This is a genomic window from Microbulbifer discodermiae (assembly GCF_040742695.1).
Classification (GTDB): Bacteria; Pseudomonadota; Gammaproteobacteria; order Pseudomonadales; family Cellvibrionaceae; genus Microbulbifer.
The window spans coordinates 69,433-92,240 of sequence record NZ_JBFLAB010000009.1 but is presented as its reverse complement, the minus strand read 5'-3'; the positions used below and the strand labels follow the sequence as shown (position 1 = coordinate 92,240).

20 protein-coding genes are annotated in these 22,808 nt (G+C 59.9%); 13 read left to right on the top strand and 7 right to left on the bottom strand.

The features are described from left to right. Positions 1-63: 63 nt before the first annotated feature. Together AB1S50_RS05510 and AB1S50_RS05505 are read left to right on the top strand one after the other, a co-directional pair. Complete coding sequence (locus tag AB1S50_RS05510; RefSeq protein WP_367149478.1) at positions 64-519, top strand: helix-turn-helix domain-containing protein; 456 nt, start codon at positions 64-66, stop codon at positions 517-519. A 128-nt stretch (positions 520-647) separates the two neighbouring features. Further along, the gene (locus AB1S50_RS05505) at positions 648-1,205 is read left to right on the top strand and encodes a hypothetical protein (RefSeq protein WP_367149477.1); all 558 of its coding nucleotides are present in this window, start codon (positions 648-650) and stop codon (positions 1,203-1,205) included. Positions 1,206-1,247: 42 nt separating this feature from the next. Here AB1S50_RS05505 and AB1S50_RS05500 read toward each other — a convergent pair whose 3' ends face one another. The 5 genes from AB1S50_RS05500 to AB1S50_RS05480 form a co-directional block, all read right to left on the bottom strand. After that, the gene (locus tag AB1S50_RS05500) at positions 1,248-1,691 is read right to left on the bottom strand and encodes a potassium channel family protein (protein ID WP_367149476.1); all 444 of its coding nucleotides are present in this window, start codon (positions 1,689-1,691) and stop codon (positions 1,248-1,250) included. A 1-nt stretch (position 1,692) separates the two neighbouring features. Next, positions 1,693-2,148 carry a tRNA adenosine(34) deaminase TadA gene (tadA, locus tag AB1S50_RS05495; RefSeq protein WP_455363736.1) on the bottom strand — a complete coding sequence of 152 codons (456 nt, stop codon included), beginning with the start codon at positions 2,146-2,148 and terminating at the stop codon, positions 1,693-1,695. 7 nt (positions 2,149-2,155) lie between these two features. Continuing rightward, positions 2,156-2,962: a putative RNA methyltransferase gene (locus tag AB1S50_RS05490; RefSeq protein ID WP_367149475.1), complete on the bottom strand. Its 807-nt coding sequence runs from the start codon at positions 2,960-2,962 to the stop codon at positions 2,156-2,158. Further along, positions 2,959-4,590 (bottom strand): GMC family oxidoreductase, encoded by a 1,632-nt coding sequence (locus AB1S50_RS05485; RefSeq protein ID WP_367149474.1) that lies wholly within the window; start codon positions 4,588-4,590, stop codon positions 2,959-2,961. The genes AB1S50_RS05490 and AB1S50_RS05485 overlap by 4 nt, the downstream gene beginning before the upstream one ends. 185 nt (positions 4,591-4,775) lie before the next feature. Then, complete coding sequence (locus tag AB1S50_RS05480; RefSeq protein WP_367149472.1) at positions 4,776-7,466, bottom strand: family 20 glycosylhydrolase; 2,691 nt, start codon at positions 7,464-7,466, stop codon at positions 4,776-4,778. Between the two features lie 656 nt (positions 7,467-8,122). On the opposite strand from AB1S50_RS05480, the gene AB1S50_RS05475 reads away from it, so the two are divergent. Together AB1S50_RS05475 and AB1S50_RS05470 are read left to right on the top strand one after the other, a co-directional pair. Continuing rightward, a complete protein-coding gene (locus AB1S50_RS05475) occupies positions 8,123-8,614 on the top strand; it encodes a hypothetical protein (protein ID WP_367149471.1) in 492 nt (163 codons plus the stop codon). Positions 8,615-8,693: 79 nt separating this feature from the next. Continuing rightward, positions 8,694-9,179 (top strand): RDD family protein, encoded by a 486-nt coding sequence (locus AB1S50_RS05470; protein WP_367149470.1) that lies wholly within the window; start codon positions 8,694-8,696, stop codon positions 9,177-9,179. Positions 9,180-9,224: 45 nt separating this feature from the next. Here the strand turns inward: AB1S50_RS05470 and lptG are convergent, their stop codons facing one another. Further along, the gene (lptG, locus tag AB1S50_RS05465; protein ID WP_367149469.1) at positions 9,225-10,286 is read right to left on the bottom strand and encodes an LPS export ABC transporter permease LptG; all 1,062 of its coding nucleotides are present in this window, start codon (positions 10,284-10,286) and stop codon (positions 9,225-9,227) included. Beyond that, complete coding sequence (gene lptF, locus AB1S50_RS05460) at positions 10,279-11,409, bottom strand: LPS export ABC transporter permease LptF (RefSeq protein WP_367149467.1); 1,131 nt, start codon at positions 11,407-11,409, stop codon at positions 10,279-10,281. The genes lptG and lptF overlap by 8 nt, the downstream gene beginning before the upstream one ends. Positions 11,410-11,592: 183 nt before the next feature. On the opposite strand from lptF, the gene AB1S50_RS05455 reads away from it, so the two are divergent. From AB1S50_RS05455 to nuoF, 9 genes are all read left to right on the top strand, one after another. Further along, positions 11,593-13,059, top strand: coding sequence for a leucyl aminopeptidase (locus tag AB1S50_RS05455; protein ID WP_367149465.1), 1,467 nt, complete (start codon positions 11,593-11,595; stop codon positions 13,057-13,059). Positions 13,060-13,233: 174 nt separating this feature from the next. After that, the gene (locus AB1S50_RS05450; RefSeq protein WP_367149464.1) at positions 13,234-13,662 is read left to right on the top strand and encodes a DNA polymerase III subunit chi; all 429 of its coding nucleotides are present in this window, start codon (positions 13,234-13,236) and stop codon (positions 13,660-13,662) included. Between the two features lie 133 nt (positions 13,663-13,795). Next, entirely contained in the window at positions 13,796-14,605 is an 810-nt protein-coding gene (locus AB1S50_RS05445; protein ID WP_367149463.1) for a hypothetical protein, read from the top strand. Positions 14,606-14,751: 146 nt separating this feature from the next. Continuing rightward, positions 14,752-17,526, top strand: coding sequence for a valine--tRNA ligase (locus AB1S50_RS05440; protein ID WP_367149462.1), 2,775 nt, complete (start codon positions 14,752-14,754; stop codon positions 17,524-17,526). A 514-nt stretch (positions 17,527-18,040) separates the two neighbouring features. Further along, positions 18,041-18,460 carry an NADH-quinone oxidoreductase subunit A gene (ndhC, locus tag AB1S50_RS05435; protein WP_367149460.1) on the top strand — a complete coding sequence of 140 codons (420 nt, stop codon included), beginning with the start codon at positions 18,041-18,043 and terminating at the stop codon, positions 18,458-18,460. Positions 18,461-18,487: 27 nt separating this feature from the next. Further along, the gene (locus tag AB1S50_RS05430) at positions 18,488-19,129 is read left to right on the top strand and encodes a NuoB/complex I 20 kDa subunit family protein (protein ID WP_367149459.1); all 642 of its coding nucleotides are present in this window, start codon (positions 18,488-18,490) and stop codon (positions 19,127-19,129) included. Positions 19,130-19,140: 11 nt separating this feature from the next. Next, on the top strand, positions 19,141-20,946 hold the full coding sequence (gene nuoC, locus AB1S50_RS05425) for an NADH-quinone oxidoreductase subunit C/D (RefSeq protein WP_367149458.1): 1,806 nt from the start codon (positions 19,141-19,143) through the stop codon (positions 20,944-20,946). A gap of 9 nt (positions 20,947-20,955) precedes the next feature. Then, on the top strand, positions 20,956-21,522 hold the full coding sequence (nuoE, locus tag AB1S50_RS05420) for an NADH-quinone oxidoreductase subunit NuoE (protein WP_455363735.1): 567 nt from the start codon (positions 20,956-20,958) through the stop codon (positions 21,520-21,522). Continuing rightward, positions 21,500-22,807: an NADH-quinone oxidoreductase subunit NuoF gene (gene nuoF, locus AB1S50_RS05415; protein WP_367149457.1), complete on the top strand. Its 1,308-nt coding sequence runs from the start codon at positions 21,500-21,502 to the stop codon at positions 22,805-22,807. The genes nuoE and nuoF overlap by 23 nt, the downstream gene beginning before the upstream one ends. The last annotated feature ends 1 nt before the right edge of the window (position 22,808 follow it).

The window sequence follows — 22,808 nt, the reverse complement described above, 5'->3', positions numbered from 1 at the left end:
GCCTTGCCAGGGGTGGTGGGAGAGGCTAGCATACAAATTCAAGTCGACTTGAGGTCAATACGGATGGCAAACCGACAGGACATTGATATCCGCGAAGTGTCGAAACTTTCGGGGCTGCCGGCGTCAACGCTGCGTTACTATGAGGAAAAGGGCCTGATCAAATCCATCGGCCGGCGGGGCATCACGCGGGTATTTCCCGCCAGTGTGCTGCAGCAGCTCCCACTAATCTCCCTGGCCCGCTACGCCGGTTTTTCCCTGGATGAGATAGGCACCATGTTCATTCACGGAGACAGGCCGGATATCGACCGGGAGCGATTGCTGCACAAGGCCGGCGAACTGGACAAAGCCATCGGCCGCTTACAAGCCATGCGCGACGGCCTCAGACATGTGGCCAATTGCCCCGAAGAAAATCAACTGGAGTGCCCCAAGTTTCAGAACCTGATCAAGAAGGCTATGAGATTGCAACACAGGGAAGAGCGCAAAGGGAAACCCAGGGCGCGAATAACCAATCGCCATTGAGTTGTCGCCGATACCCTGCCGGTGAAGAACCCTTTCGCTGCAGCGGCCTGCCCGGATGCCATGCAGCCACCCAGCCTCCGGGTTCGCAAAACCGTTAAAGAATTTATCTATATCAAGTAAATCCCGATATGCAGATACAAGTGTTACCCAGCCACAGATTTCATAACACCGGCGACCTGGGCCGGGCATTCAATCGCCTGGGGATCACCGATTTTCCCGCCGCTTGCCGGTATGTGCAGGAATTGCCCTATGGGCGCACCACAGACCGGGCAGACTGGCTCGGCGTGCTGCGGGAAAACCGGGGCAGCTGCAGCACCAAACACGCGTTGATCAAAGCTTTGGCTGCGGAAATTGGCATCTCCGTTGCTTTGTATCTGGGCATCTTTCAAATGTGCGAGAAGAATACACCGGGAGTTGGAAAAATATTGTCAAACGCGGGACTGAAGTATACTCCCGAGGCCCACTGCTACCTGAAATACCGCGGCCACAGGATCGACCTTACCGGCCTCAGCGCTTCCCCCGCTGAACTCGAATTTCTGCAGGAGACAGAAATAGAAGTGTGCCAAATCGGTGCCTTCAAAGTGAACTATCATCAAATGTTTATAAAACAATGGTACGGCGCAGCTGAATTTGACCGAATCTGGTCACTGCGGGAAGCGTGCATAGCTGCCCTTGGCACAGGGTAAATCAGCCGCGCCCAAGTCCAAGCCGTAGAATGGAAAAAACACTCAGAACTGGCCGTCGATAGTTTGATCCCGCCAGTAGCGCTGCATCTTCAGAAACATAAAAGACGCTGTCCAGGTGATCATCACCAGACCGGTCAGGGCCTCCAGGCCGGTGGTAAAGCGCAGGTTGCCCAGGGGCCAGATATCGCCGAAACCCAGAGACGTATAAGTGGTAAACGAAAAATAAATGCAGTCCACCAATGATCCGTCGAAATTGCCCTCCAGAGTTTCGAAATGCTCGGAGCGGACCATATAGTAATAGCCGAGCCCGAAGAGCACGATTTCGGCGATATGCGCTAACAGAGCACCAAATATGCCCACCAGCATCGCTGCATTGCGGCGCATTGCCCGCTTCTGGCTCAGGCGAAAAAGCCAGTTGAGCACTTCGTGGTGAATAACCACCACGGCTGCGACCAATGTGCAGTTGAGCAATAATGCAACCAACATCTCACCGCCTGTTCCGGAAAAATTCCTGCACCATGGCTGCTGTTTCCTCAGCCATGACGCCGCCCTCTACTTGAATACTGTGGTTGAAAAAATCCGCCGCCGCCAGCTTCAGGCGGCTCTCCACTGCACCGGCGCGGGGCTCACTGGCACCATAGACCAGGCGCTGGACACGTGCATGTACCATGGCCCCAAAACACATGGTGCAGGGCTCGATGGTCACATACAGGGTGGAGTGCGGCAAGCGGTAGTTGGCCTCGCACCGGGCGGCGCTGCGCAGGGCAATGACTTCGGCATGGGCACTGGGATCACAGCTGCCAATCGGGCAGTTACTGCCCTCACCGATGATCTCGCCGTTGCGCACCAGAACTGCGCCCACCGGAACCTCCCCGCGCTCGCCCGCCATCCCCGCCAGCTCCAGCGCCCGCTGCATAAAAGAATAATCTCTTGGTGTCGCCATGCTGTTGCTACTTCTTCTGCGTGACCAGTTTGCGCACTACGAAATCCGCTTCCAGTTGCAAGCTCTCTCTCAGTTCCAGCTCCCGGCGCACCTCGGCGCTGCCCTTCCAGGCAAACGGCGTCATCGCCAGAAAATCACCGATAGCGTCGCGTCCGCGGAGAGTGAACGGAAAGCAGCAGCGCATTTCCATTATGGGCGTGAATCCCGATAGCGGTTTCGGTGGCGCATGTGTCCGCGCGCGCGGATAGAGCGCCTGCTTCAGGGGCCACAGGTGCTCGGGACCGGGCGCCACATCCAGCAGACTGCCACCGGGGTTGACCACCCGGTGCAGTTCGCCGGCTGCAGCCGGCGCGAAAATCCTGAGCAGGTGGTCAACGCTGTCCCCTGCCAGTGGCAGTTCACGACTGCTGGCCACTACATACTGGGCACCGGACAACCCCTTGGCCGCCAACCTCGCCCCGGCTTTGGCGATGTCGACACCGGCCAGGGCGTCCTGAGGCCAGCCGGCGATGTGCAGCTGGCGCGTGTAATAACCTTCCCCACTGCCCACGTCCAGTAACTGCCGGCCGGCCACATAGGGTAAAAATGCGTTGATGGCCTCAGTCAGCGGCCGGTAGTGGCCGGCCTCCAGAAAACGGCGGCGCGCCTGCAACATAGCCGGCGCATCACCCGGTTCCCGGCTGCGCTTCTGCTGCACCGGCAGCAGGTTGACGTAGCCTTCGCGGGCGACATCGAAGCTGTGGAGGTTTTCGCAACGCCAGCTGTGCCGGCCGGGAGATAAAGGCAAGTGGCAGTGGGGGCATTGCCAGATCATTCCGCTTCCTTAACCAGCCGGCTCTCCGGCACCACCCTCTGCTGTCGCAATATCATGTCTGCGGACTTCTCCGCGATCGCCATGACCGGAGCGTTGGTGTTGCCACTGATGAGGGTGGGCATTATGGAGGCATCCACTACCCGCAGTCCATTCACACCGCGCACCTTCAGCTCCGCATCCACCACCGCCATGTCATCCCCGCCCATTTTGCAGGTGCCCGCCGGGTGGTAAATGGTCTCCGCATATTGACGGATAAAATTCTCTATCTCGCGGCGGTTCGGCAGCCGCTCGGTGGGGCTCCAAAGGCGCTTCCGGTATTTTTTAAGGTCCTCCTGCTCCAGGATTGCGGCGGCCATCTCGTAGCCCTCCGCCATCACCGCCAGATCCTCCGCCGCACTGAGGTAATTGGGTTGGATAACCGGCTGTGCCCGCGGGTCGGCGCTTTGCAGCTTTATCTCGCCGCGACTGTGGGGGCGCAGGGCACAGGTATGCAGCGAGTAACCGAAGCCTTTGGTTTTCCTGCGACCGTGGTCGAACAGCGGCGCCGCCGACAGGTGAAATTGCACATCCGGGAAAACGCCGGCCTTGCTGGAACAGGCAAAGCCCCCCGCCTCTGCCACATTGTTGGTGAGCGGCCCGGTACCCGCGAGCAAAAATTCCGGCAGGTGCAGCGCCATCTTCAGCTTCGCGCCCAGCGACTCGGAAAAACCTATTGGCGCTGAGGTCTCGACCACCTGGGTGATATCCAGGTGGTCCTGCAGATTTTTGCCCACACCCGGTAGATGGGCCTGGGTGGCGATACCCAGGGACCTGAGTTCATTTTCGGGTCCTATTCCCGACAACAGCAATAATTGTGGCGACTGAATCGCACCGGCACACAGCAGCACCTCCCGTTGGGCGAGAATCCTGCGCCCATTGAGCAACTGCACACCGCAGACCCTGTCGCCGCGAAACAGCAGCTTCGCCACCTGGATGTTCGTAGAAACTTTTAGGTTCACGCGATTTCTTACCGGACGCAGGTAGGCACCGGCGGAGGAACAGCGGCGGCCGTGCCGCTGGGTTACCTGGTAAAATCCCACTCCCAGTTGCCGGTCGCCGTTGAAGTCGTTGTTCAGAGAGTGGCCGGCGGATTCCGCCGCGCGCAAAAAAGCGCGGCCCGCCTCCGATGTCCATTTTAGATCCGACACCGCCAGTGGGCCGCAGCTGCTATGGAATGCACCGCCACCCCTTGCATTGCCCTCCGACAACAAAAAGTAAGGCAGCATACCGGACCAACCCCAACCGGGATTGCCGGCGGCTTCCCAGGCGTCGTAGTCGCCGCTATTGCCACGCATATACACCATGGCGTTGATGGAACTGCTGCCGCCAAGGGTGCGCCCCCTCGGCCAATACAGTCGCCGGCCCTTTAGTTCGGTTTGCGGCTGGGTATAGTGGTGCAGATTGTAGCGCTGCCCGGGAACCAGGTAGCCAATGCCTGCCGGCATCCGGATCAACAGGCTTCGGTCCGGAGGGCCCGCCTCCAGCAGGCATACGCTATCGCGCTCGTTCGCACTCAGGCGGTTGGCCAGTACACAGCCGGCGGACCCACCGCCGACGATAACATAATCAAACACCTGCTGACGGGGCATGGTTTCTCCGCTCTTTTTTGTTGCTGCCACTCCAACAGTACACTCGGCACTGGGCCCCGTTCAAGGTATGCCACTGGCAGATGAGCGCCATCCCTATTTGGTGAAACAGGAAAGCCAACATAACCCGTGGAAGCCCGGTATTGCACTAACCGCGACCCCACTTCGCGACTTTACATGCAGGGGCTTCAATGCCGGCGCAGTTCCACAGCCCGTCCCGCTCTTTGGCCGTCGGCGCTGCGGGCCCGCAGCGCCAGCGCAGCGCCAGCTGCGGAGGAATCCACGAAAGGCCGCCAGTGCTCCCCGTCAAAATACTCCAGTGGCAGCCCCGGATAGGGCAATGCCGTGTGCAACCGGTCGGTTCCTGCCACAGCGCCCGGCACCGGAATGCGGTAGCGGATTGTGGCCAAATCCAGTTTGAACAACTCCTTGTGTCCCAGAGCCGCGGTAAACTGATCCCAATCCGCCTGCAGAGCATCTCGATCCACCGCTCCGGTCCCAGCTGAAAACTTCTGTCCCACCATCAACGGCAGCTCCCAGTCGGCCCGGTGCCAGGCGCGCTCCGCCAGTGCCAGCAGCCGCGGGAAGACCATATATTCCACCTGCTGGTCTGTGCGCACCACCTCGCTCCACAATTGGCCCTGGATACCCCGCACCCGCGCAGCAAACTCCGCCGCAGGCGCTTCGGCAGCCCAGGTCCCACCATCGCGATCCGTAGATATTTCTGCCAATTGGGCGGTGTTCAATGGTGCGTAGCTAAAAACCTTGCGGGTGTCGATATAGCGGGAAGCCCAATAATAACCGCTCTCCTGCGGGTCCACCTCGTAGGGCATATCAAAATAGAGGAAGTCCGCGTGGGACTGCACCACATCGAACCCGGCTTCAGCCAGTCGCACACTCTCATCGCCCCCACCCGAAAACAGGGGGGCCCAGGCATTCGCATAATTTTCTCCCGTCGCCAGCGTCGCCACATCGTCGACGCGCTTTACACCGTCGTTCCAGGCTCCCATGGTGGCAATACCGGCTTCCTCGACCAGCAGGCTCACACGCCTGGCGTAGTATTCGCCCAGCTCATTCACTGAAGCGACCACTCCACTGTCGATGAGGCGCTGGCACTGAGGAGAACCACTCCAGGGCTGCCGGCGGAATTCAGCGGGGGCGTCCCCTTTTTCCGGATGGCTGCCGGGTGCCTCTTCAAAGGCCCCCCCGGCGAGAATATTGATGGCCTCGTCGCCACCAAAATGCCAGGTGGACAAGGTCTGACCCGCGGCGCGGTGCATTGCCTGTACCTCGCGCATTACCCTGCCCACAAATCGATAGGTGGATTCCATACAGGGATTGATATAACTGTCGTCGTAAAATTGCACCGACAGGAAACGGGTATCATCTTGGGGGTCTATCAGACGGTATTCCGCCGCCCGCTGCGGTGCGGACTTCTCCAGGCGCCGGTACCTGGCCTCCATAGCCACCACCGCCGCCCGCGCGTGGGCTGGCATATCGAATTCGGGGATCACCTGGATGTGGCGGGCGGCGGCATAGCGCACTATCTCAATATAGTCCTCCACCGAGAAATAGCCGCTGCCATTGTTGTCACTGTAGGGACCCGAGCCCAGTTGCGGCAACAGGCAACGGCTTTCGCTCAGATCGAAACAGCGCCGGGCGCCCACCTCGGTCAGCTCCGGTAAGCCGGGAATTTCCAGGCGCCAACCCTCGTCGTCCGACAGATGGAAATGAAAGCGATTCAGCTTGTATGCGGCCATCTGGTCCAGCAGCTTCAGAATCAGGCCCTCGCTGTGGAAATTGCGGCCCACATCCACAAACAGCCCCCGGTGCGCAAAACGCGGAGCATCCTCGACCTCTACCAGTGGGAGGGTCCGCGTGCGTGCATCCAGCAGCGCCAGGAGCGACTGCAGGCCGTAGAAGGCCCCGGCCCGGTCGCCGCCTATCACCGCAGCGCCACTCTCTCCAACCCGCAACTGATAAGCACCGGCGACCGGGTTTTCAAGGCTGTCCTTTTCCAGCGACACAACCACTGGGTAGGCCCCATCGCCGCTAGGGGCCAGATCCAGTTGCGCCAGCCGCCTCTGCACCGCCGCCAGGCTGCCCGGCTGTAGTGACGCTCCCTTTATCTCCACTATCTCCACACCCTGGGTCAGTGTCACCGCCCCTCCCAGTTCGCGGGTGCGTAGGGGTTTGGGAATAATGCGTGTCGACCAGCGCTCTTGGTCACCCGCGGCGGAATAAGCTGCGTAGCGGCTGGCCGCGGTGGCCAGGGTATTCTTGTCCTCCGCAGTGCGCTTCCAGTTGTCCGGATGATTGTGGGTGACCGGTTTTACCAAACCGGCAACACTGTCACTGTCGGTGGATTGGATGATGTGTGCCTCGCCCGCAGCATCCACGACAAACAGCCGCGGCATAAAGTCCGACTCGAACTGCATCCAGTTTTCCGCCAATAGATCAAACTCAACCGTCGCACCGGGCCCGATACCGGTGAAATCCGAGTTGGGCGTCAGACGGTGCAGGTCGCCTTTGACATGCTCCAACTCAAAATCATGGCGATTGCGCAGCTTGAAGGTGCGGCGAATACTGTGGAAATACAGGCTCCAGTCCCGCTCCCGGGCATCGATGGCCGGCCCATTGTTGATCAGTGAGATGCGATAAGTGGAACAAATGGCACCGCCGCCACCGGCACGCTTGCAGTCATCGCGCAGGTCTCCATCTACACCCTGGAAATTGGTGAGCACCTCCAGAGTCACAGCAAAATTCTGTGCTATCCGCTGTGGGGCTGAAACGCCACTTGACCGGTCGGGTGCGAAGGAATCGGTGCAGGCGGTGACGATACCGAGGACCAGGGTGACGACAAGCAGGGTACGGGTCATGGCATGGCTCTTATTGGTTTTGTGAGGGCTTTGTGCCACAACAATAACGCAAAAGACAACGCTGTCAATCCAGGCTTCCGGATGGATGGACCTCTATTCCCAGGACCCCCTGCAAACAGGCATGAATGGCAAAGATGAATAATCTGCCACATCAGGTCTTCAACAACCCTGGGTTGATTGGCTGCAACCCATCTTCCCAAAGTCGGCTGTAACAGGCGCCGGCAACTTAACCCGGCTCTCCCTGCCCTGTTCGGTTGGGGCCAGACCAATATTCGATGCAAACGGATGAAGCGCTAACGGCGCAAAAAATAACATCGCTTTACCGCACCCCACTATTCGATATCGACCTTCCGAACGACAATCTCCAAAAAACTAGATCATGTTTTCATAACAAAAATTCAAATACCCGCGGGAGGGCAATAAAAAACTCTGGCGCAACGCTCAGCAAAACCAGGCTGGGATCAGCGACAATTAGCTCAGCCTTTCGCAATGCGGTCTGCAGAGAAGTGACCACAATACAGAATATGTTCACTGAAATTTATTGCACCGGGTACCCCAACTGTGAGATACACAGGTTTGTCATGGGTGAACCATAATAAATTCAGCGGTTGACGATCAACCGTCGGGCAAGAAGTAAACACCCCAGGATAGATCCAATGGAATTCTGCAGTCACCGTTTCATTCGCGGCAAACACTTGTCAGCGGTGTTTTCCCTGATCTTTCTCCCTCTCCTCCCCAACCACTGTCCAGCCAACGACCAATTTATTCCCGACTCGGTCGGCGGGCTCAACCTACAGGCGGACAGCACTTTTTTTACCGACAGCGCCTTTGGCATGGACAATACGGCTCTCTACCAGTCAGCCGCGAGCCTGCGCAACAATTCCATGGGCACTGTCCAGCGCCAGCTGAATTACCAGTGGCTGCAAATGCATACCAATCCGGACGAGTTCACTCCCACCACCGGCGGCAAGGTGCTGAACGAAATCCTGCGTATGGGTTGGGACACTTATCGGCGACACAACAGGCACACCAAGGACAGTGCTCTACTGCGCTATACCAGCGGTAGCGGCAAGATAGGCAAGGCCTTTGACTATGACCTGCGCCTGTCCGACGACAAATTCCGGTTTTCGTTCGAATACGAATTCTGATCTGCGATCGCCGCGGCAGGCTCCTGTCAGCGGCGACTGTTTGCTAGAATCTCCGCCCCCAGGTCAGGCGGAGAGCACTGTGAGCAACCCCAATTCACCCACCAGTTTCTGTCAGCTTCCCATTGCCGGAGTCGGCCGCCGCCTGGCGGCGCTGGGATACGACGCGCTGATTATTGTCGGGTTGCTGATGGTTTTTATGTTCCTCGCCCTGATGATCGCCTCATCCTTTTCCGGTCTCAACTGCAACCCCCAGACCGCCGACTACACCCCATGCGTACGCGGCCCGCTGCTGCAGTTCGGCATGCTGGTGGTCATCGCCGGGTATTTTGTCTGGTCCTGGCGCGCCGCCGGACAGACCATCGGCATGCGGGCCTGGCGCCTGATTCTGGCCAGTCCACAGGGAGTACAACTCGGCTGGCGACAGTGTGGGCTGCGGCTCCTGGTGGCGCCCGTGTCACTGGCCTGCTTTGGTATCGGTTATTTCTGGGCCTGGACCCGCAGTGACCGGGCCAGTTGGCAGGATCTGGCCTCCAACTCACAGGTACGCCTGTTGCCGAAAAAATAAACAACCGAATGTAGGGGAAAACGGCAGCCGGGCACTGAACGGGCGCTAACGCGCCCGGCGCAGCAGGTACCAGCCTAGAGCGAAACACAGCAAAATCGGCACCGCCACGGCGATAAAGGGTGGAAAGCCGTATACCAACGATGATGGACCCAGCATGTCCTGCACCGTTTTGAACACGATACCCACAATCACACCGCTAAATACCCTGAGACCTGTCGTCACTTCCCGCAGCGGGCCAAAGATAAAGGAGATGGCCACCATTACCAGGCTGGCAATGGTCAGCGGTTGCAGTATCTTCTTCCAGAATTCCAACCAGTAACGGCTCGAATCCTCCGCCTTGCGATCCAGAAAATTAGCGTAGGACCAGAGATTGCGCGGCGACAGATCCGACGGCAGCGGCACTATCAGAGAAAACAGGCTGGGCGCGACACTGGTCTGCCAATCGCTCTTTGCCCTCGACTCGCTGCGCACCGCCTCCTCGCCAAACACCGTGGTGCGACTGTTGTCCAGCTGCCAGCCCTCATCCAGAAAGCGCGCCTTCTCGGAGAAGGTTACCCGCTCCAGCTCGCGTTTGTCGCCAAACCGGTAACGGGTGATACCGAACAGCTCGCCATCCGGCATGGCGGCATTGAAGTGGACGAATTCACCCCCATCGCGCATCCACAGGCCCTGTTCCAGACCGCCCCCCTCCAGATTTCCCAGGGCGACCGCCTTGCGGTTCTCCGCCGTCTGGCTGGTGATCGGCACGACCAGTTCCGCCAGCAGCAAGCCGCAGGCAATCAACACTATGACCGGTTTCATCACCGCCCAGGCGATACGACCAATGGACACACCGGCGGCCCGCATCACCGTCAGCTCGCTGGTGCCCGCCAGGGTTCCCAAACCAATCAGGCAACCCACCAGTGCTGAAAAACCCAATTGTTCATAAACCCGGCCGGGGATACTCCAGACCACATACTGCAACACCTCTCCCAGCTGATAATCGAGCTTGCGGTCATCCAGTTCATCAAGGAAGGCAAAAGTGAGATCCAGCCCCACGATCACCAGCAGTACACCGGCGATTGCCACCGCCACAGTGCGGGCAATATAGGCATCCAGCTTACGCATTCGCTGGCCCTCCACTGAGAGGCTCTACCGGGCGCGGCTTCCGGCCCCAAATGGGGCCTTCCAGCAACAGCAGGCCGAGAATCAGAAACGGCAAATGCACCAGCCAGATAGAGGCGGGGTCCTCTATTTTTCCGTCCTCGATAGCCCCCCGTACACGCAGCAGCAGCAGCAGATAGGCCAGGTAAAGTAGCACCGCCGGGATCATCTTGGCATAGCGGCCCTGCCGGGGGTTGGTGCGACTGAGCGGAACCGCCAGTACCGCCACCACCAGCACCAGTACCGGCAGGGAAAAGCGCCAGTGCAGGAAGGCCTGTTCCTGCCGGTCATCGCTGCGCCACAACTCCAGCGTGGAAGCGGACTGAATCTGGTCACTGCGGCGCTGGCGCACCTGGGGAATATCCAGCAGGATTTCGTAACTGGAGAATTTCATCAGGCGGTAATCCCGCTGGCCGGGCACGCCCTCGTAGCGATAGCCATCCCGAAGCACCAGGTAACGCAGACCGGTTTGCGCATCAATTTTCTGCACCCCCTCCTTGGCAAAATGCACCGTCTGGTAATCGGTCTCGGTGTCGCCGCGGGCGGTGCCCAGCTCGGCCAGGAAAACGTCGTACATGGTAGAGCGGTCCGCGCTGAGCGCGTCCGCATAGTACACGGCCCGGTCGCCCTCAGTGGCGATAAATTTTTTCGGTACCAGGTGATCAAACTCGTTGCGGGACTTGTCGGCGGTCAGCAGACCCGAGGAGCGCTCTATGCCGGTGGGTGTGAAATACAGGCTCAGGCCCGCCACCAGCAGAGCTACCATCAACGCCGGCGCCAGGGTGTAGACGAGCAGCTGGCGCTCGCTGAAACCACAGGCGCGCAGCACCGTCATCTCGCTGTCGATATAGAGGCGGCCGTAGGCCAACAGTATGCCGATAAAAAATCCCAGTGGCAGTACCAGCTCGAGAAATCCGGGCAGGCGGTAGCCCATCAGCGAAAACAGGATATTTGCGGAGAGATCCCCGGCGGCGGCCTCGGCCAGGTACTTTACGAAGCGCCCGCTCATCACTATCAGCATCAACACGGCAGTGACCGCCAGGGTGGCATACAGCAGTTCGCGGCTGAGGTAGCGAAAAATAATCACTGGGCGAGAGAATTCCTTGGCAGCCACAATGCGCTTCAGTCTGGATCAATTTTAGGTGGATTGCAGGCACTTACAGCAATCCAGACGCGCTCGGGTTAAACTTGTGCCGCGCATTATCACCAAAAACATTTCCAATGTCTCCTTCTGGAGCATTGTTTCAGAACCAGCGAAAGGATAGGAATCATGCGGTTTTCTGCCAAAGTCTCCGATATCAGCAAGCAGCGCGCTGCCTGTGTCATCATCGCCGTCGACAGCAAGGGCAAGCTGGGGGCCAGCGGCAAAGCGCTGGATGCCGCCTGTGGCGGCACAATAGACGAGATTCTGAAACGCGGTGACCTGGGCCTCAAGCTGGGTAGCACCATGGTGATCCCCCTCACCGAAGGGCCCGCCCAGCGGGCACTGGTGGTTCGCAGCGGTCCCGGAGCCCTGAGCCAGGCGGAGTTTCGCAAGCTGGCCAGCGCCACTGCCAACGCCGTCAAGGGGTTCAAGGACGCCTGCAGCTACCTGCTGGAACTGGAAGTGGATGACGCCGACATTGCCTGGCAGGCACAACAACTGGCGGCGGCCGTGGGACTTGCCAGCTACAAATTCACCCGCTACCAAACTGGTGCCGACCCCTACCCGCTGGCCAAGTTCACACTGCATGTCCCCGCCAGCAAAATGCTGAAGACCGTGAAAGCCGGGCTCGCTGTAGGCGCGGCCCAGGCATCGGGCAGTAACCTGGCGCGGGAACTCGGCAACCTGCCGGGCAATACCTGCACCCCCAGCTATCTCGCCGCCCAGGCACGCGCCATGGCAAAGAAGCACCCCAAGCTGACCACCACCGTGCTGGACGGGAAAAAAATGCAATCCCTCGGCATGGGGGCGTTTCTCAGCGTGGCCAAAGGCAGTGATGAGCCACCGGCGCTGATCGCCATGCACTACAAAGGTGCCAGTAGCAGCACTAAGCCGGTTGTACTGGTGGGCAAGGGAATCACATTCGACACCGGCGGTATCAGCCTGAAGCCGGGCCTGGCCATGGATGAAATGAAATTCGACATGTGCGGCGCCGCCAGTGTATTCGGTGTCATGCAGGCGATCGTCGAACTGGAGCCGGCCCTAAACCTGGTGTGTCTGGTGGCCGCCGCGGAAAACATGCCCAGCGGCGGCGCCAGCAAGCCCGGCGATATTGTCACTTCCATGTCCGGCAAAACCATCGAGATACTCAACACCGACGCCGAGGGTCGCCTGGTACTTTGCGATACCCTGACCTACGCCGCCAAATACAAACCCGAGATCATCATCGATGTGGCCACCCTGACCGGGGCCTGCGTAATTGCCCTGGGCAACCACGCCACCGGTCTCTACGCCAACCAGGACCAACTGGCACAGGATCTGATCGCCGCCGGTGAGCGCACCGGTGACCGCGCCTGGCGCATGCCCCTCTGGGACGAGTATCAAACCGCACTGGATTCCAATTTTGCCGATATGCAGAATATCGGCGGTCGCGAAGCGGGTTCCGTCACCGCTGCCTGCTTTCTGGCACGCTTTACCGAAAGCTATACCTGGGCCCACCTGGATATCGCCGGCAGTGCCTGGAACAGCGGTGCCGCCAAGGGCGCGACCGGGCGGCCGGTGTCGATGCTGCTGGAATATTTGCTCCAGCGCTGAGCCCACAAGCCACAAGGGGCCGACGGCCGTTCCACCGGGTCCGGCCGTCAGAGCCTGTTCACACTTTCACTTGCCATTTCCGCGCAGAGCTGGACATTCCCCCCAAGCCGTGTCTTGATGGTGGGCCTCTCTGCGCGCCAGGTTTGTCGCCACTGAGCCACAGGTTGCCGAGCAATGACCCGTATCGATTTTTATGTTCTGCCATCCGACCTGTCCCGGGATGGCGACAGCTTTGCCTGCCGGCTGGCTGAAAAGGCCCACCGCGCGGGGCTGCGGATACTGATCGCGGTGGACGACGAAGAGCGGGGCCGGCAGCTGGACCAGCTTTTGTGGACCTTTCGCGAGGACAGCTTTCTGCCTCACGACCTGCAGGCGCATGAAACCGGGGCGGGAATCGAAATCAACTGCGGCCAGGACCCGGGCCAGCACCACGGTCTGCTGATCAATCTGTGCAGTGAAACACCCGGCTGGTTCAGCCGCTTCGAGCGACTGGCCGAAATAGTGGTGCAGCAACCGGAGGCGCTGGCGAGATCGAGGGAGCGCTTCAGCCTGTTTCGCGACCGCGGCTATCCGTTACAATCACACCGTATCGGTGGCAGCTGATGGTCCCTGAGACAAGCTGGCCGTCTGGCCCAGGACAGTTCCAGAGCCGCAGACACAGGGATAACGGCACGGTGAACTGGCTGCCGGGCTGAAAGTCGCCGGCGAACAATAACTTCATAGACAGCTCAAAAGCATGTCCGGTCGAAAACACAAAAACAGACAGCGCGGACAGCGACGCGAACAACCCACGGAACTGCTGCGGGAACTGAGTGCCCTGCAGGAACTGCTGGGTAGCGGCGAAGCCGGTGATATTCCCCTGCTGGACCAGGTGGCGGACAAACCCCGTGCCGGTGGAAGTCAGGGCCTCGAAACTGAACCTGACAAGGCCCCCAAAACACCCACCGCCAACACACCAGTGCCCGAATCACCGCAAGGGGGCGAACTGCCGGTCCTGTTCGCACAGGTGGGCGGGACAACCAGCGAGGACTCCCGCGCGGAACTCAGTGCAACCGAGCGCGCGCTGCTGCGCCCACTGCAGGACCTGCGCAAAAAGGCGGAGTCCGAAAAACCTCCATCCGCGGATACGAAGCCGGGTGCCCCCCCCAAAGGCCAGGAGCAGCAGGAACTGTTCCAGACCCCGCCAGCACCGGCAGCGGAGGAAAACCCTTTTTTACCGGCCCATATCCGCGCCCGCCTGAGCAGCCGACAGCCGGACAAAACGCCGACCCCGGTCGCAGCCGTGGCCAGCGGGGATACGACTGAGCGGCGCCCCCAGTCAAGCGCAGAGCCGGTGCCTTTGAGCAAGGGTGCCTCCCCCCCTGCGGAGCATCCGAAACCGGAGACTGGCGAAACAGCACTGGTCGGGCCCCCAGCCCCGGCAGAAAGTGTCGATCAGCGGCGGCAGCTGGTCGACCGGCTGGTGGCCCGGCAGCTGCCGGAGCTGGAACGTCAATTGCGTGCTCGGATCGAAATGATGGTGGACGAACTGGAGGCACAGGGCTGAGTTCCCCCAGCAGCCGGTGACCTTTTGCCGCCAGGGCCGCAGCGGTATAATTGCCGCTTTTTTGGCGCAGCCCCTTCGCTTCCCGCACTGTTCCATACCCACAAGGCATGCGCCCGCAGTCAGTCACTAAAAGGTTTCCCACCCGCATGGACAAAACATACCAGCCTAACGCCATCGAACAGCAGTGGTACAACACCTGGGAGGAGAACGGCTACTTCAAACCCTCCGGGGATACGGAAGCCAGATCCTACTCAATCATGATCCCACCGCCGAACGTCACCGGCAGCCTGCATATGGGCCACGGTTTCCAGGAGTCCATCATGGACGCCCTGATCCGCTACCACCGCATGCAGGGGGACAACACCCTGTGGCAGGTGGGCACCGACCATGCGGGCATCGCCACCCAGATGGTGGTGGAACGACTGCTGGCGGCAGAGGGTGTGTCCCGCCATCAATTGGGCCGCGACAAATTTATCGACAAGGTATGGGAGTGGAAGCAACAGTCCGGTGGCACTATTACCCGCCAGCTGCGCCGCCTGGGCGCCAGTCCGGACTGGTCCCGGGAACGCTTCACCATGGATGAGGGCTTCTATAAGGCGGTACAGGAAGTGTTCGTGCGCCTGTATGAGGACGGCCTGATCTACCGCGGCAAGCGGTTGGTGAACTGGGACCCGAAGCTGCACACCGCCATCTCCGACCTGGAGGTGCTCAATGAGGAGGAGCAGGGGCATCTGTGGCACCTGCGCTATCCCCTGGCCGATGGTTCAGGCCACCTGGTGGTTGCCACCACCCGCCCGGAGACCATGCTCGGTGACAGCGCCGTAGCGGTGCATCCGGAAGATGAGCGCTACCGGCACCTGCTCGGCAAAAATATCAAACTGCCCCTGAGTGACCGCGAAATCCCCATCATCGCGGACGATTATGTAGACCGCGAATTTGGCACCGGCTGCGTGAAAATCACCCCGGCCCACGACTTCAACGATTACGAAATGGGCCAGCGCCACAGCCTCGAGATAATCAATATTCTCGACGCCGACGCCAACCTCAACGAATCAGTGCCGGAAAAATACCGCGGTATGGAGCGCTTTGCCGCGCGCTCCCAGATTGTCGACGACCTGGAGGCACTGGGACTGCTGGAAAAAGTGGAGCCCCACACCCTCAAGGTGCCCCGCGGCGACCGCTCTGGAGTCGTGATAGAACCCTGGCTCACCGACCAGTGGTATGTGAGAACCCAGCAACTGGCTGCAGAGGCCATCGCCGCAGTGGAGGACGGCCGGGTTAATTTCGTACCGAAAAATTACGAAAACATGTACTTCTCCTGGATGCGCGACATCCAGGACTGGTGTATTTCCCGTCAATTGTGGTGGGGCCACCGCATCCCCGCCTGGTACGATGAGGAGGGCAACGTCTATGTGGGGCGCAGCGAGGAAGAAGTGCGCCGCAAGCACAGCCTAGGCGCTGATATCACCCTGCGCCAGGACGAAGATGTGCTGGATACCTGGTTCTCCTCCGGTCTCTGGACCTTCGGTACCCTGGGCTGGCCCGAGGACACCCCGGAGCTGAGAGACTTTCACCCAAGCTCTGTACTGGTAACCGGCTTCGACATCATCTTCTTCTGGGTCGCGCGCATGATGATGCTGACCCTCTACCTCAAAAAAGAAGTGCCCTTTCACACTGTCTATGTCCACGGCCTGGTGCGCGACAGCCACGGCCAGAAGATGTCCAAGTCCAAGGGCAATGTGCTCGATCCCATCGATCTGATCGACGGTATCGACCTGGAAAGCCTGGTGCAGAAACGCACCACCGGCATGATGCAGCCGCACCTGCGCGAAAAGATTGAACAGCAAACCCGCAAGGAATTCCCCCAGGGTATCGCCGCCTACGGTACCGACGCCCTGCGCTATACCTACTACTCCCTCGCCTCCACCGGTCGCGATATCAAGTTCGACGTGGGTCGTATCGAGGGCTTTCGCAATTTCTGTAACAAGATATGGAACGCCTCCCGCTATGTGCTGCAAAACTGCGAAGGGCAGGATTGTGGCCAGGACAACAGCAGCGACTTTGAACTGACCCTCGCCGACCGCTGGATTATCTCCCAACTGCAGCGCACGGAAACCACCGTGCGCGAGGCCATGGATAGCTACCGCTTCGACCTGGCATCACAGGCCTTATATGATTTTATCTGGGGTGAATACTGCAGCTGGTACCTGGAGCTGTCGAAGCCGGTACTCTGGGACGAAACCGCTGCGGCCGCCGTGAAAAAAGGTACCCGCCGCACCCTGATCCGCGTACTGGAAACCCTGCTGCGCCTGGCGCACCCGCTGATGCCTTTTATTACCGAGGAAATCTGGCAGAGGGTGAAGACCCTGGCCGGCAGCGGAGGCGAATCCATCATGCTGCAGCCCTACCCGCAGCCCAATGCAAACAAATTTGACCAGCAAGCGGAAGCCGCGGTCGGCTGGCTGAAACAGGTGATCGAAGGTGTGCGCAACATCCGCGGCGAAATGAATATCTCCCCGGCGAAAAAAATCCCGCTGCTGCTGCGCGGAGGCTCCAGCCGCGACCGGGAACTGCTGGATCAGGCCCGGAGCCTGCTCACCAAACTGGCCAGCCTGAAAAGCATCTCCTGTCTGGATGCCGGTGAATCCGCGCCCGCCTCTGCCACCGCACTGGTGGGTGACATGGAGCTGCTGGTACCCATGGCCGGTCTGATTGACGTCAATGCCGAGAGCACTCGCCTGCAAAAGGAAATCGACAAACTGGCAAAAGACCTCACGCGGGTCCAAGGCAAACTCAACAACCCCAAATTCGTGGACAAGGCGCCGGCAGAGGTTGTTGCCAAGGAAAAAAACAAACTGGCGGACATGCAAAGTGCCTATGACCGCCTGCGCGAGAAACTGCAACAGCTCAGCGGTCTCTGAGACACCTTTGCAGCCCAGAGGGCTCCGCTGTTAGCCATGCGCCTGGCCACCATCGACGCCGGGCGCATTGCCTTGAGACTGCCACCGACGTGAGCCTAGCGGCGGTGGTCGAACCCAGCGCCAAAAAACCACCACCGGGTCTGTCACCTCCCCCCTCCCCCGACAGATGTCGCACGAAACTACAGAACTTTTCTTCATATGCATGGACTTCAAAAGAGTCAAACATTCTATGGCGCCTCTGGCGTAAAACCCTTTTAGCCTTTATAAAAAGGCCTGCACGACAAAAAGTATTTTCGGGAAAGACGGACGGCCATAAAATTTGAATGACTCCCTGGGTAAATCCACGGGATTCGCGGTTTTTATAAAAAGTTTTGCGCCAGCAGGCAGTGGCTGAGTCGGGACCCAAGTAGCAACCCCAGTCCTTTCCGATCTTTGCACAAGAGCGATTTTGCGCCACCTGCGTCCAACCCCAAAGCGCGGACAGGCGACAAAAAAATAACGGGGGAAGAAAAAGTTGAATAACCCAGCCCAGCTCGACCCGGACGTCTGGCCCCTGCTCGCCTATGCGCTCGCGGTTTTAGGCCTGATTCTGCTGATGCTGGTGGCATCCCACTTTCTCGGCCAGCGACGGCGCGACCCCGCCACCGACGAACCCTACGAATCTGGCATTGTCTCCCAGGGAGGTGCCCGCCTGCGCCTTTCGGTAGCCTACTACCTGGTCGCCATTCTGTTTATCGTCTTCGACCTGGAAGCGATCTACCTGTTCAGCTGGACCATCGCTTTTCGGGAAACCGGCCTGATGGGCTTTATCGAAGCGGCGATCTTTATATTCATACTCCTGGTCGGACTGATTTATCTGTGGCGCCTCGGTGCGCTCGACTGGGGCGGAAGACAACAAAGCCTCGTCGGGGACGGGCGACACCCGGAAAAGTAATTTCCAGACTAGCGAAAGGAATCCAATATGCGCTGGCAGTTGAGCAAAGTCGAAACGGAAGACAATCTGATTGCCGCCAACGGCGATAGCTTTTCCCGGGAAATCAAAAAAAATATTCTCCTCACCAAGTTGGAGGATTTGGTCGCCTGGGGTCGCGCAAATTCCCTCTGGCCATTCAATTTCGGCCTGTCCTGCTGCTATGTGGAGATGGCCACCGCCTTTACCAGCCGACACGATATTTCCCGCTTTGGGTCAGAAGTGATTCGCGCAACACCCAGGCAGGCGGACCTGATTGTCATCTCCGGTACCGTATTTATCAAAATGGCCCCAGTGCTGCAGCGCCTCTACGAACAGATGATGGAACCGCGCTGGGTGATTTCCATGGGGTCCTGCGCCAACTCCGGCGGCATGTACGACATCTACAGTGTGGTACAGGGTGTGGACCGTTTTCTGCCCGTGGACGTCTATGTGCCCGGATGCCCGCCGCGCCCCGAGGCACTCATGCAGGGCCTCACCCTGTTGCAAAAATCCATCGCCTCCGACCGCCGCCCCCTCAGCTGGGTGGTGGACGATCAGGGCCAGCGCCAAGTTCCCAAGCCGAGTCAGCGGGACCTGCACCGCGACAGGCGTATGCGCGCCGAAACGCTGCGCACACCCGACAGCGTTTAGGTTAAGCGGCCATGAGCAGCGTGATCGCCGCCAGCGTTTTCAGCCAGAGTCCATACCGCGCCGCCGCCGAAGCATTCGTCAGCGACCTGCGTGCGGAGAGCCCCAGCGACAGCTACTGGCTGCAGCCGGACTACACGGCTATGCCGACCCTGTGGGTAGACCGGCAGCGACTGCTGCCACTGCTGCGCTTTCTCAAGAGCGAAATCTCCCGCCCCTTCCCCATGCTCTACGACCTCACCGCCATAGATGAGCGCTTGCGGATCAACCGGGACGCGGGGCCCAAGCAGCAGCCCCAGAGCGACTTTACCCTGGTCTATCAACTGCTTTCGGTGGAGCGCGATCTGTTCATTCGGATAAAAGTGGCGCTGCCGGAATCGGCGCTGGCCATAGCGTCGGTCACCGGAATCTGGCCCAACGCCAACTGGTATGAGTGCGAGGTCTGGGATCTGTTTGGCATCCACTTCACGGACCACCCCCACTTGCGGCGCATCATGATGCCCGAGACCTGGGAGGGCCATCCGCTACGCAAGGATCATCACGCCCGCGCCACTGAGGAAGACCCCTTCACTTTAACCGCGGACAAGCAAAACGCTGAGCAGGAGGCACTGCTGTTCCGCCCGGAACAGTGGGGCATGGCGCGGGCCAGCGACAGCGCCGAATTCATGTTTCTCAACCTGGGACCCAACCACCCCAGTGTGCACGGAGTCTTTCGCGTTGCACTGCAACTGGATGGCGAGAGGATTGTCGATGCGGTGCCGGATATCGGCTACCACCACCGCGGCGCGGAGAAAATGGCCGAGCGCCAGGCGTGGCACACCTATATCCCCTACACCGACCGCATCGACTATCTCGGCGGTGTTATGAACAACCTGCCCTATGTGCTGGCACTGGAACAACTGGCGGGAATAACCGTGCCGCCGCGGGCGGAAACCATCCGGGTGATGCTGTGCGAATTGTTCCGCATCTCCAGCCACCTGGTTTTTTACGGCACCTTTGCCCAGGACGTTGGGCAGATGTCGCCGGTGTTCTATATGTTTGTGGACCGGGAGAAGCTGTTCGGGATCATCGAGGCCATTACCGGCGGACGCATGCACCCCGCCTGGTTTCGCATTGGCGGTGTGGCGCAGGACCTGCCGCGCGGCTGGGAGGCCATGATCCGCGAGTTTCTCGATTACATGCCCGCGCGGCTGCGCGAATACGAAGCCATGGTGCTGGACAACAAGCTGTTGCAGCGGCGCACCCGCGGTATCGGCGTCTACGACACCAGTGAGGCGCTGGAGTGGGGAATCACCGGGCCGGGTCTGCGCGCCACCGGACTGGAGTGGGACCTGCGCAAGCGCCGCCCTTACAGCGGTTACCAGAACTTCGAATTCGATGTGCCGGTTTTTGACGGTGGCGACTGCTTCGACCGCTGCCGGGTAAGGGTTGAGGAGATCCACCAGAGCCTGCGCATCATTCGCCAGTGCCTGGAAAACATGCCCCCGGGTCCCTACAAATCGGATCACCCGCTGGCCACGCCGCCGCGTAAAGCGCGCACCATGCACGACATAGAAACGCTGATTCAGCACTTCCTCAACAACAGTTGGGGGCCGGTGATGCCGGCCGGCGAAACCTTTTTTGCGGTGGAGGCCACCAAGGGCATCAACAGCTACCAGATTGTCAGCGACGGCGGCACCAGCGCCTACAGGACGCGCATCCGGACCCCCTCCTTCCCCCACCTGCAGATGATTCCGCTGATGAGCAATGGCCTGCTGGTGGCGGACCTGATTGCCATTATTGCCAGCATCGATTTCGTCATGGCGGACGTGGACCGATAGGGGCGCACAATGACCAGTACCTTCGAAGAAGCGGAAGTGATCGATCTGATGGAGCACAACACAGCAGCCAGGCCCGGCGGCAGCTCCCTGAGTGAAGCAGAGCGAAGGGAGATCGACGCGGAGTTTGCGCACTATGAAACCAAAGCCTCGGTGGGACTGGAAGCGCTGCGTATCGTGCAGAAACATCGCGGCTGGGTGTCGGACGAGGCCCTGCAGGCCGTATCCGCTTATCTGCAGATCCCCGTCGCGCAACTGGAGGGTGTCGCCACCTTTTTTCAGTTGATCTTTCGCCAGCCGGTGGGCAGGGAAGTGATCCTGTTGTGCAACAGTGTCAGTTGTTGGATCAAAGGCTGCGAGCAGCTGCAGAGAAACATAGAACAGCGGCTCCAGATCGCGCCCGGACAAACCACCCCCGATGGCCTCTTCACGCTGTTGGAAACCCCCTGCCTGGGGGACTGCGACAAGGCGCCGGTGATGATGATCGGCGAGGAGACGTACAGCAACCTCGATGAGCGCAGCATCGAGAAAATCCTGGAAGATAAGAAACACCACCATGCTGACCAAGCCCCTGACTAAAAATATCGGCACGGAAAACGTAGCTGCGGATATTGACCGTTATCGCGACAATGGCGGCTATCGGGGTTGGCTTAAATCCCTCTCCATGTCTCCGCAAGACATCGTCACCACCGTGCAGGACGCTGGTCTGCGCGGCCGCGGCGGGGCCGGATTCAATACTGGCCTGAAGTGGAGTTTCGTTCCGCCCGTCGGGCAGGGCCCCGAGATCAGATACCTGGTCTGTAATGCGGACGAGATGGAACCGGGCACCTTCAAGGACCGGCTGTTGATGGAGCGGGACCCACATCTGTTGATCGAGGGAATGGCCATCGCCGCCTACGCCATCGGCGCCACCAGCGCCTACATCTTTATTCGCGGTGAATACCATTTGGCCGCAACGCGTCTGCAGGAAGCCATCGCCGCCGCCACTGCCACCGGCCTGCTGGGCAAACAGATACAGGGCCGCGACTACAGCCTGACTATCCATGTACACCGCAGTGCCGGCAACTACATCTGCGGCGAGGAAACAGCGCTGTTGAACGCGCTGGAGGGCAGAAGGGCTATCCCCCGGGCCAAACCCCCCTTTCCACAGGTCAGCGGTCTATGGGGCAGGCCCACAGTAGTCAACAACGTCGAGACACTCTGCAACCTTCCCGATCTGATCGAGATGGGTGCCGGCTGGTATCGCTCCCTGGGGCGCGGCCAGGATTCCGGAACCAAACTGTTCGGCGTCAGTGGCATGGTGAAAAACCCAGGTACCTGGGAACTGCCCATGGGGACACCGATACGGGAAATTATCGAAGAACACGCCGGCGGCATGTTCGACGGCCTGAACCTGAGGGGCTTTCTGCCCGGCGGCGGCTCCACCGATTTCCTCGGCCCGGAACACCTGGACCTGCCAATGGACTACGACGTAATCGGCAGGGCCGGCAGCCGCATGGGTACCGGCACCATCACGGTGCTGGACGACCAGACCTGCCCGGTGGGGATGGTACTCAATCTCTCCCGCTTTTTCGCCCGCGAGTCCTGTGGCTGGTGCACCCCCTGCCGCGACGGACTGCCGTGGGTGGTGCAGTTGCTGGAGCGGATCGAGTTCGGCCACGGGAGTCGCGAGGACCTGCGGCTGTTGCAGGAACAGGCCCAGCGTATGGGACCCGGCAACACCTTCTGCGCCCTCGCCCCGGGTGCCGCGGAACCTCTGCAGAGTGCGCTGAAAATGTTCGCACAGGATTTTATCGATCACGTCACCGGCGGCTGTTGCCCCTACGACAGGGTGCAGGCGATCGAGCACAGAACCACCGGCTAGC

Bases quoted from the DNA above. Each gene is read 5' to 3' on its own strand.
- AB1S50_RS05510 (WP_367149478.1), top strand. From the start codon at position 64: ATGGCAAACCGACAGGACATTGATATCCGCGAAGTGTCGAAACTTTCG.
- AB1S50_RS05505 (WP_367149477.1), top strand. From the start codon at position 648: ATGCAGATACAAGTGTTACCCAGCCACAGATTTCATAACACCGGCGAC.
- AB1S50_RS05500 (WP_367149476.1), bottom strand. From the start codon at position 1,691: ATGTTGGTTGCATTATTGCTCAACTGCACATTGGTCGCAGCCGTGGTG.
- tadA (WP_455363736.1), bottom strand. From the start codon at position 2,148: ATGGCGACACCAAGAGATTATTCTTTTATGCAGCGGGCGCTGGAGCTG.
- AB1S50_RS05490 (WP_367149475.1), bottom strand. From the start codon at position 2,962: ATGATCTGGCAATGCCCCCACTGCCACTTGCCTTTATCTCCCGGCCGG.
- AB1S50_RS05485 (WP_367149474.1), bottom strand. From the start codon at position 4,590: ATGCCCCGTCAGCAGGTGTTTGATTATGTTATCGTCGGCGGTGGGTCC.
- AB1S50_RS05480 (WP_367149472.1), bottom strand. From the start codon at position 7,466: ATGACCCGTACCCTGCTTGTCGTCACCCTGGTCCTCGGTATCGTCACC.
- AB1S50_RS05475 (WP_367149471.1), top strand. From the start codon at position 8,123: ATGGAATTCTGCAGTCACCGTTTCATTCGCGGCAAACACTTGTCAGCG.
- lptG (WP_367149469.1), bottom strand. From the start codon at position 10,286: ATGCGTAAGCTGGATGCCTATATTGCCCGCACTGTGGCGGTGGCAATC.
- AB1S50_RS05455 (WP_367149465.1), top strand. From the start codon at position 11,593: ATGCGGTTTTCTGCCAAAGTCTCCGATATCAGCAAGCAGCGCGCTGCC.
- AB1S50_RS05450 (WP_367149464.1), top strand. From the start codon at position 13,234: ATGACCCGTATCGATTTTTATGTTCTGCCATCCGACCTGTCCCGGGAT.
- AB1S50_RS05445 (WP_367149463.1), top strand. From the start codon at position 13,796: ATGTCCGGTCGAAAACACAAAAACAGACAGCGCGGACAGCGACGCGAA.
- AB1S50_RS05440 (WP_367149462.1), top strand. From the start codon at position 14,752: ATGGACAAAACATACCAGCCTAACGCCATCGAACAGCAGTGGTACAAC.
- AB1S50_RS05430 (WP_367149459.1), top strand. From the start codon at position 18,488: ATGCGCTGGCAGTTGAGCAAAGTCGAAACGGAAGACAATCTGATTGCC.
- nuoC (WP_367149458.1), top strand. From the start codon at position 19,141: ATGAGCAGCGTGATCGCCGCCAGCGTTTTCAGCCAGAGTCCATACCGC.
- nuoE (WP_455363735.1), top strand. From the start codon at position 20,956: ATGACCAGTACCTTCGAAGAAGCGGAAGTGATCGATCTGATGGAGCAC.
- nuoF (WP_367149457.1), top strand. From the start codon at position 21,500: ATGCTGACCAAGCCCCTGACTAAAAATATCGGCACGGAAAACGTAGCT.